The sequence below is a fragment of the Prevotella sp. S7 MS 2 genome (assembly GCF_000762865.1).
In the GTDB taxonomy this organism is placed as follows: Bacteria; Bacteroidota; Bacteroidia; order Bacteroidales; family Bacteroidaceae; genus Prevotella.
In genome coordinates this window covers 50,113-60,277 of record NZ_JRPT01000027.1, presented here as the reverse complement: position 1 = coordinate 60,277, position 10,165 = coordinate 50,113, and the positions used below count along the sequence as shown (strand labels likewise).

The following is a 10,165-nucleotide window of genomic DNA, read 5'->3' as shown; positions in this document are numbered from 1 at the left end:
TTTTTGGTATTATATGATTGACGAGAGAGGCTTATACACTCCTTCTCAGATAATACTTATATGCAGAATGCCAAAAACGGGCTATAGGACGCCCCCATAAAACCTCCGAGGGGAAATACCGACTGAATCTTAAATTTCGTTTTATCTCCAGTAGATATTGTTTGTAAAGGGGTAATCCAGCAAAATGATAGCGACTATCAAAATGTCCAAAGTTCCCAGCATATAATATTTCTACCAATAGAAGTTGCCCTATATTCTCATCAGGTTCCGTGTACAAATATTGCTTATCCAGTCCTAATACTTCGTGCATAAGCCACATGATTCCCTTTGAGAATTTCAACAGATGAAGTTTTTTTATTGTTTTAGCAATATTTTCCCTATCCTTTGGAGCAATACCATATCTTAATAAATAATAATAATCTATGATTTGTCGTAGTCCTATACCCTCAAAAAAGAAATGATGCATAATATGTGAGAGCTGAAATACACTATCCATATCGGCATTGAGAACATAAATACCTTGCCCAGACGTGTTAGGAAGTTCCACAAAATTTTCAAATTGTTTGCTTTTCTGTTGCTCAAAATAGCGCCTTAATTGGATTTCATGGTATAAATTTCCCATAAATGAGGGAAAATAATGAACCTCAATAGGAGTACGACCGAAGCTAGGCCAATCGATATGATGATATTCCGGTGAGGACATAATATCTTTTTGCTTCACATAGCGAACAATATCTTTGGCACTTTTCATATCCGTCCAAACGTCTATATCACCCGGCATACGATATAAAGGGGTCGGGTATAATCGGGCATTAGCCTGTCCTTTTAGTATACATGATTGGATACCATCCTGTTTAAACACCTCTGTCAGTCGACAAGCATCTTGATTTACTTGTATATTTGCTCGTTTAATCTGATCTACGGCTGCAACCCATTTGAAAATAAGTTGCCGTGATGGACGATAAATACTATCCTTAGGTAATCTTTCCAATCCCTGATACAAGATGCCAAGAATGGAATGTCGATTAGCAAATTCGTACAATCCATTCCAATCTAACTTATCTAACGCTGGTAGAGAATACTCAGTATCTAGCGCAAAACGTAGAAAATGGAGATGTAATTTTGATTGATTCATTAGTTGTTGTCTAACTGCTCATACACAGAATTCTTTGACTTAAACTCCGGAACTAATTCCTTCATCTTCTTAACTATCTTCATATCATCAAAAGTCTGTGCTATATCTATCAGATTAAGAATCTCTTGATTGATATTGCCATATTCATATTGTCGAACTTTGGCAATACGAATCTTGGGATTAAATGAAGGTAAAGTATCTTCTTCTTTTGATAACACTTCCTCATATAGCTTTTCGCCTTCACGCAATCCTGTATATTTAATTTGAACATTTTGTGCTCCGGACAGCAATATCATACGCTTTGCCAAATCTGCAATCTTCACAGGCTCGCCCATATCAAAGACGAATATCTCTCCTCCATTGCCATGGGTACCAGCCTCTAACACCAGCTTGCAAGCCTCTGGTATCAACATAAAGAAACGGATAATATTGGGATCAGTTACCGTCAGTGGTCCACCTGCTTTGATTTGCTTTTCAAAAAGAGGTATCACAGAACCATTTGAGCCAAGCACATTTCCAAATCGAGTCGTCACAAACTGGGTCACTCTATCTTTCAAAGATTCTGTCGTCCCTTGCTTAATGGCCTTATCTAGCGACTGAATATAAATTTCGCAAATGCGCTTAGAACATCCCATTACATTTGTTGGATTGACTGCCTTATCCGTACTAAGCATTACAAACTTCTTCACACCATACTTGACAGCCAAATCCGCAATGACTTTCGTACCGCGAATATTATTCAAAACACTCTCATAAGGATTATCCTCCATCATAGGTACATGTTTATAAGCTGCCGCATGAAACACATAATCAGGTCTGAACCTATTGAATATATATTCCATTCTGTGTTCATTGGTTATCGTTTCGACTACTACAGTCGCTTTAATCTTAGGATAATCGCGAGCCATCATCAACCGAATGTCATGCTGGGGAGTTTCCGCTTGGTCTATCAACATCAATTCAGAAGGATGATACACTGCAATCTGCTTCAATATTCCCTTACCGATACTACCAGCAGAACCCGTTATCAGAATTTTCTTTCCTGTTATCATTCTGCCTATTGCTTCCATATCTACCTGTATCTCATTACGCGGTAGCAGGTCTTCAATACTGATTTCCTTGAGTGCACTTGCAGTATTCTTTTCTGGTGCCCACTCCTCAGATTCAGCAACCATATATATATGGATATTAGCTTGTATCAATCTATCTTGCAAAGCTCCATCTCTACGAAACGCCTTATTCTGTAATGGAGAGACCAATACAACCTGAACATTCATAGATTTCAATACATCTATCAAGTCTTCATCGTTCTTATACACTCGCACTCCCAACAACCTACGTCCAGAGAAATAAGCATCAGGAGCTATAAACCCTTTTAGTTGGAATCTGGCTGGCTTTTCATTTCTAATATTTTTAGCCAGTCCGATACCACCCTTTTGTACACCGTATATGAATGTGCGCATACCAGTGTTAGAACTAAACAGCACTTCATATAATGTTTTTACAAGCATTCTAAATGCCATCATTCCTACCGTTGCAACAAGATACATCGCAACTATTTGGCGACCTTGCAACCTAATGAAATGCAAATGCCAATAATAAATAACATAATGCATAACCTCGGCTACAAACAAAGATAAGAACATGGCACATCCCACTCTCACTAAATCTGTGACAGTAGAGTATCTTATGACACCCGTATAAGTTCTAAAAAACTTAAAACCTATCAAGTTGAAAACCATATACATAAATATAGTCTTCGTCAATAAGATGATATTACCTAGCGTCACAGCGCCATTATAATAAAGCCAAAATACAAATAAGCCAGATAAATAACAAATAATACAGTCTATAATGAACACACACCAATAAGGTAATGCATCTTTTGAAAAATACCAACTAACTAGTTTATCAAGTAACTTCATATCTCGCACCATTTAATTAATCATATTTTCAGTAACCATGGAGAACATCCTTGCTTACAAACACGACTTGATTGTTTCAACAATCCATTCTACATCTTGATCAGAAACACAAGGACCAGAAGGCAGACATAGTCCACATTTAAACAATTGTTCAGACACTCCATTCACATAAGCAGGAGTATATCGGTATACAGGTTGCTTATGCATAGGCTTCCATAGTGGGCGACTCTCGATACCAACATTGTCCAAACAGATGCGCATGGCTTCCACATTGGTATTAGGTTCACAATCTGTATGAACATTATCTACAGAATGAATAACTCCCGCAATTCCACCTACAGCCCCCTTCACCGTTGACTTATATGCATTTCCTTGTCCTCTAACTTGAAGACTTGGATCAAGTAGTATCGTATTAAGCCAAAAGTTAGAATCTATTTCTGAAGAAGGATTACCATGAAACGTTATACCGTCTATTCCATCAAAAGCTTTGGCATATAAATCAGCAATGTACCGATGATGGGCAACATGCTCATCAAGCACTGTCATCTGGCCTCGTCCAATACCCGCACATATATTACTCATCCGATAATTGTAGCCTATCTTTTCATGCTGATAATACGGATACCCCTCACGAGCCTGAGTTGCATAGAACATAATATTGTTGCGACTAGCCTCATCGGGACATATTAAAGCACCACCACCCGACGTGGTTATCATCTTATTACCATTAAAACTCAATACCCCATATTCGCCAAACGTTCCACACACCTGTCCATGATAACGCGAACCAAGACCTTCGGCTGCATCTTCTATAAGTGGAATATCATATTTTTGAGCCACAGCCATGATTTCATCTATTCGAGCCGGCATACCATAAAGATAAACAACGATAATAGCTTTTGGCTTACAACCAGTCTTCGCTATTCGGTCTTTGATTGCCTTATCTAGTAATACAGGATCCATATTCCACGTTTCTTCCTCTGAATCTACAAATACGGGCGTAGCTCCAAGATAAGTAACAGGATGTGAAGATGCACAGAAGGTAAAACTCTGGCAAATCACTTCGTCGCCAACTTTCACACCCAAACCTATCAGCGCAAGATGTACAGCTGCTGTACCGGAAGCCAATGCCACGACCCGTTTATTTTCCAGTCCTGATAAGCTCTCCAACCACAAATTATCAGGATTACTCTCATGCGCTTCTACTGTTTGCGGATAGGTTTCTCTAAGGTACGGATCTTTCAATGCATCATTGCTTGTCGACACAACAAACCGCCTCAGATCTTCCTCAAATGCATTCACATTTGGCCCTAAAGGCACTACCCAATTTGTGTCAAACGCCTCTTGTATATATTTCATTTCATTGCCACTCATATGAGCTAGGCAGAGATTAATTCGCTTTTGCATAACAATGACATTTAATCTATAACAACGAAAAATTTCCTTCCAACAAGTCTGTTTTCTTTCGAATCACTACTGCATCATACATCATCATCAAAATATCTTCATCGTAGTTTCCAATAAGTGACTTATTTTCTTTACCGTCTATATTATTAAGAATCAGTTGTATAAAATCAACCCCTGCACCATAAGCATGAAGATAAGCTCCTCCAAAGCGAGGATTAATTTCTGAAAGATAATACTCTCCATCTTTCATAAAAAAATCCATATCACAAGGTCCACTAAGCTCTAATGCGCTGCAAATCTGTTCCACAAATTCAAAGAGCTTTTCATCCTTAAACGAGATGGTTTTACTTGCTCCGCCAATCCGTGTCTCGATTTTCTTTTTAGAAAAGATAGCAACAGGGCGATGAGATTCCGTATCTACATAAACATCAGCATCACAGTCCCCTTCTTCCATCAATTCTTGAATAATATAGGTAAAAAGCCCTTCGTTCCAGTCTTTCTTCAACTGCTCCAAGTTTTCTACACGATGTGCACCAACACTTCCACTACCAGATATTGGTTTCATAAAAACCGGGAAGGAGATTTCGCCCTTACTTAAGCCTTCCTTAAATACTTCCAAATCATTATAAGTAAGTACAGTTCTTATTCCTTTCTTTTGAAAATACTTAAACATTTCATACTTATCAAAACACAAATGGGCAGACTCCTTATTTGGGCAAAGAGGCAAAATTGACTGATTACGATACACACTAGCATGTCTCGCCATTATTTCTATTTCAGGATCTATCAGAGTTGTAAGTGCCTTAATATCTTCTCTTTTACAAATTTCTAATACTTCCTCTGTATAATGTTCATCCGTAATAAGCGGAACTCGATAAATGCTATCCGCAAAATATAATGCCGGAGCTACTGGGCTACAATCAGTTGCAACAAGTTTACCACAACCTCGCATTGACTCTCTAAAATTCTGTAACAATGTTGCTCTACGACCTACACTACAAAACAATATATTTTTTTCCATTTATATCTATATCTACAATTACATTTTACATTGAGCAATATATTCCTGTGCCGTCCATTCTTGCCTTAATAATTCTCCCGATTCCTTTGAATACACTCTAGGGATATATCTAATAAATAACGGTGATAAACACATTGTATAAGCACCTACATTCTTATAAATAATTTCATCACCAACATCTAAGCGCTGCTGTTCACAAAGCTCAAATAGGCGGTCAAACTCAAGGCAAGTACACCCAGTGATTACTTGATGGGCTACTATATCTTGATTCTTTCCATGGTATACTAATTCCTTTATATAATCAGATTTCTGAAAGAGAGGATCCACATCATTACGTGTACCATCTGTCGTAACAAACAATGTCTCCCCTACCTGTTTAGTATCTATCACTGAAGAATGATATTCAAATACAGATGCTGTAAGCGCATTTCCCGGTTCTACTATTATATTTAGATACTCCAATTTTTGTCTTTTTAGTTCTTCAGCTATAGCACTACAATAATCTTCATAAGTGGGTTTATTAGCAAAGATTCCGAAATACCCTCCTCCAATATCTAGATACTGAAGTTTTAAATGATATTTATCTATTACTTCTGCCCCATATCGTACAAGCTTTTGATAAAAGTTCACACTGCGTGTTTTTGAAGTCCTATGAATATGAAGTCCCTTTATTGTAATATTAGAAATCTCGGATATTTTCTTTAATGCAAGTAAGAACTCCTCATTCTCTGCGGAGAATCCAAATCTGCTATCATCATTGTCATATTTAGCATCCCCTGGAGAAATATGGCTAATATCTATATTCAGCCGAATCCCCACTTGATATTCTTTATTCGTATCTAACAACCTCAGCCACTCTATTTCACGTTTTGTTTCAATATTTACTATTGCACCATGTTCTAGAGCATCAAGAAAAGACTCTTTTGATTTCATAGGACCATTATAGATAATCTTGTCCTTAGCAAATCCACACATCAAGGCTAATTCATATTCCGAGTATGAAACCACCTCTGCATAGCATCCACAATCTTTTGCTAATTTCAGCAAATAAGGAAAAGAATTAGTCTTAACAGAAAAGCCTATTAGCCCATTTGTGAAATAGTGATTAAGCGCAAGTCGAAACCCATCAACATTCCTTTTAAATTCTACTTCATCAAGAATAAAACAAGGAGTATTATATAACATATGCTTAATTGTGTCCATTAAAATCCTCTATTGTTACATTATTTTCCGCAGATATACCTTCCCGCTTAAGTATAGATACCAGAGTTAAATACAATATTTTTAGATCTGTTTTAAGAGAAATATGATCTACATACCATACATCATACTCAAATTTCTTTGTCCATGAAATAGCATTACGTCCATGGCATTGTGCCCATCCTGTTATTCCCGGTCGTACTTCATGCCGACGAGCTTGCCTCTCACTGTACAAAGGCAAATATTGTACTAACAATGGGCGAGGACCAATTAGTGCCATATCACCTTTTAATACATTAACCAATTGTGGAAGTTCATCTATCGAAGTAGAACGTACAAATTGACCGACCTTTGTCAATCGATCCTCATCGGGCAACAACTCCCCCCGCTCATCCCTATCATCCGTCATGGTCTTATACTTGATAACTTTAAAGATTTTCCCATTCTTCCCTGGCCTATCTTGTAAAAAGAATACACCACTCTTTCTATTCGCAAAATAAAGCCATATTGTAATAATCAATAAAATAGGACTTATACAAATCAGACTTATCAATGCTATACTAAAATCTATAAGTCGTTTAAAAAAGAACTTATACACAATCTTAACTTATTTAGATAAAACCCTTCTATATTCTTCACTTAACGCATGCCACACATCTTGTTGCTCATATCGTTTACAGATGAGTGGTCGGGAATAAATCCCCATTTGCTTTATCTTTTCAATATGTTCCATAAAATATTTCATACTCATATACAAAGCCTCCACATCCTTACTTGGTATGATGATGCCATTGATGTTATCCTCTATAATTTCATTACAACCATTAATATCTGTCACTATGGAAGGAAGCTCCATAGCCCCAGCCTGTAATACAACATTAGGGAATCCTTCCCGATAACTTGGGAATACCAAGGCATCAGCCGCAAACAAATAAGGTCTGACATCATTTTGATACCCTACAAACTTAACACTTTGATCATGAGTAAAGAATTCCATATCTTCCGGTAGCAAAGGGTCTAATTCCTCTTCAAAGTTACCCACAAGAATTAATTTGCAATGTATATTCTCCAGTGAAAATTTCTTCATTGCACTTGCTAACTCATGCATCCCTTTCCCCCTTACAATACGCCCAATAAAGATAAAACCGAAATCATCATCTGCTAATCCAAGCGATTGGCGAACACGCATTCTAACCACATCTGTAGGAATATCTTCCTTGAATTCCACACTTTGCTTTAAATGTTTAACAGTTACCTCACGCGAGAAATATTCCGTATCAATACCGTTAATACTTCCATGATATATCACGCTCAATGATTTCTTCGTAATTTTATCACTCTGTAAAGTATGTAGAACTCCTTGCCCTTCAGGAATCACTTTAGTAGCAGCCCAACAAGTAATACGCTCCATACCTATAAGTATGTCTCTAAACAATCCTTTAGCCCCTTGATAGCGCAGTCCCGTAACCGTATAAATACGATGAGGCACACGAGCACATCTTGCAGCTAGCATTGAGAGTAAACTTCCTTTGGGTGTATTGGCATGAACGATATCCGGCCTCTCTCTCTTAAACAGACGATATAACACCCACAAGCACTTCACATCATCCTTTAAAGAAATCTCACGATGCATCGACACCTCTATCACCCGAATACCCTCACGTTCACCTATCATCTGTAACATACCGGTATTATTCGAGACCCCTACCACCTCAAACTCATTACTCAGAAACTTCAATTGTCCCTTAATCAGAGATTCAAGGCTGATATCAGATGTTGTTACACGGATTAGTTTTCTTTTCTCCATTTTAATTCCAACTTTTGCAACGAGAACCACTACAAGACTCCATACTTGGTCGTGATAATATCCGTGTCAATTCAATGTAAACACATCACGATACACTCTAATATATCTTTCCACGGTCTTACTTATATCAAACTGGCAAGCACGCTGATAACATGCTTTTGCCACCATATTATAATATATAGGGTCGTCATGTAATTGGCGGATTATATCAGCTAAGGCTTGAGCATCACCATGCGGAAAAAGGATTCCATAACCCTTTGTAACCTCTCGCAATCCATCAACATCAGAAGCAACAAATGGTTTACCTACAGCCATCCCTTCAATATTTGAGAGAGAAAGCCCCTCCCAATGTGAAGACATGACAACAACATCAGCAGACTTTAATATTTGAGCTATATTCGAGCGTATTCCCCACAATTTAACTCTATCACCGACATGTCTTTCCTCTATCTCTTTTTCTAATTCAATTCTACGTACCCCATCGCCAACCAACCACAAATGATAATTCTCTGGCAACAGCTCCATGGCTCTAATAACTGTGTCCTGATCCTTTGCTTCACGAAATCCCGCCACCATAACAGTGACGAATATTCCGTCATGCATAGTCGGGACTATCAGTTTTGCATGATGAAAGGCATATACATCCACACCATTATTAATAACTGTCAGATTTTCCCTCGGTTCATCCAAATATTGCGCAAGTTTCTTTTGAGCCTCTTCCGAGATACATACTATCCTTTCATATCGGCCATACATCCATTTATCGATAACAGCATAAAAGGGATTACCCCGCTTCCGATTATTAGTAGAATGCTCAGTTGTTATAAGTTTTTTCCCTAGCTCAATATTAGCTATTGCCACAAAAAGTTGTGGAGCAGAATTGTGCGTATGAATAATATCGTAGTTGCGCATTGTAATAATTCACCATGTTGATCCAAAAAACTCACTACCTGAGCTATTGTGGGATAAATCTGCACTCCTACTAATCTTGAATATACAGTTTGAGCCGTCTTAAAATCATCAATGGTATCAGTGGTAAGTCGAATATCATCTCTCCCTTTCAACACATCAGGTCCATTTATCCATGATACGACAAAATCTTTTGGATGAGAATAGATAAAATTAGTTACATGTTCATGATAGAGTGAATCCTCTGTTAATACTCGTACTTTTTTAAGTGCCTTCAAAGTAACATATTCTGTCCAAAAACCAAAATGGGTCTTAATCGAAGGCTTACCATCAACCCAAAAACTCATATAATCACATTTCTCATCCGAGACACGATTAACCAAAGTTTGGATAGAAGCTAATTCTAAAAAAGGATTATCAGAACAAACTCTAATAATTTGTTCAGCTCCAACATATTCTGCAGCATCTATAAAACGTTGCAAAACATCATTCTCCGAACCTCTGAAACACTTTACATTATTGCTCAGTGCTATTTCCTCGATAACATCGTTCTTAGAATCATCAGATGTTGCTATCAAAATCTGGGTGTTCGATACGAGTCGAAATTTTGCTATCAATAACTCTAAAATAGACTTCCCCTCATAAAAAGGTAAAAGGATTTTTTGTGGTAACCGAGTAGAACCTACTCTAGCTTGAACAATAAAAGTTATCATAGTTAAACAAACTTCAAAAAGAATATACAGATATATGTATTCTCACCA

9 protein-coding genes are annotated in these 10,165 nt (G+C 37.5%); all 9 read right to left on the bottom strand.

Translation table 11 applies throughout. The features are described 5' to 3' along the window. Positions 1 to 31: 31 nt before the first annotated feature. Positions 32 to 1,135 carry a nucleotidyltransferase family protein gene (locus HMPREF0671_RS06150; RefSeq protein WP_036898116.1) on the bottom strand — a complete coding sequence of 368 codons (1,104 nt, stop codon included), beginning with the start codon at positions 1,133 to 1,135 and terminating at the stop codon, positions 32 to 34. Further along, entirely contained in the window at positions 1,135 to 3,060 is a 1,926-nt protein-coding gene (locus HMPREF0671_RS06145) for a nucleoside-diphosphate sugar epimerase/dehydratase (RefSeq protein ID WP_036898147.1), read from the bottom strand. The genes HMPREF0671_RS06150 and HMPREF0671_RS06145 overlap by 1 nt, the downstream gene beginning before the upstream one ends. 54 nt (positions 3,061 to 3,114) lie before the next feature. Further along, positions 3,115 to 4,467, bottom strand: a complete 1,353-nt coding sequence (locus HMPREF0671_RS06140; RefSeq protein ID WP_036898113.1) for a DegT/DnrJ/EryC1/StrS aminotransferase family protein — start codon at positions 4,465 to 4,467, stop codon at positions 3,115 to 3,117. Between the two features lie 16 nt (positions 4,468 to 4,483). Continuing rightward, a complete protein-coding gene (locus HMPREF0671_RS06135; protein WP_036898110.1) occupies positions 4,484 to 5,488 on the bottom strand; it encodes an ATP-grasp domain-containing protein in 1,005 nt (334 codons plus the stop codon). Between the two features lie 18 nt (positions 5,489 to 5,506). After that, a complete protein-coding gene (locus HMPREF0671_RS06130) occupies positions 5,507 to 6,691 on the bottom strand; it encodes a diaminopimelate decarboxylase (RefSeq protein ID WP_036898107.1) in 1,185 nt (394 codons plus the stop codon). Then, the gene (locus HMPREF0671_RS06125; RefSeq protein ID WP_036898104.1) at positions 6,678 to 7,286 is read right to left on the bottom strand and encodes a sugar transferase; all 609 of its coding nucleotides are present in this window, start codon (positions 7,284 to 7,286) and stop codon (positions 6,678 to 6,680) included. Before HMPREF0671_RS06125 ends, HMPREF0671_RS06130 begins: the two co-directional genes overlap by 14 nt. 9 nt (positions 7,287 to 7,295) lie before the next feature. Continuing rightward, complete coding sequence (locus tag HMPREF0671_RS06120; protein ID WP_036898102.1) at positions 7,296 to 8,495, bottom strand: glycosyltransferase family 4 protein; 1,200 nt, start codon at positions 8,493 to 8,495, stop codon at positions 7,296 to 7,298. A gap of 66 nt (positions 8,496 to 8,561) precedes the next feature. Beyond that, on the bottom strand, positions 8,562 to 9,407 hold the full coding sequence (locus HMPREF0671_RS06115) for a glycosyltransferase (RefSeq protein ID WP_084589729.1): 846 nt from the start codon (positions 9,405 to 9,407) through the stop codon (positions 8,562 to 8,564). Continuing rightward, positions 9,347 to 10,117: a cytidylyltransferase domain-containing protein gene (locus tag HMPREF0671_RS06110; protein WP_052052884.1), complete on the bottom strand. Its 771-nt coding sequence runs from the start codon at positions 10,115 to 10,117 to the stop codon at positions 9,347 to 9,349. The genes HMPREF0671_RS06115 and HMPREF0671_RS06110 overlap by 61 nt, the downstream gene beginning before the upstream one ends. Between the last annotated feature and the right edge of the window lie 48 nt (positions 10,118 to 10,165).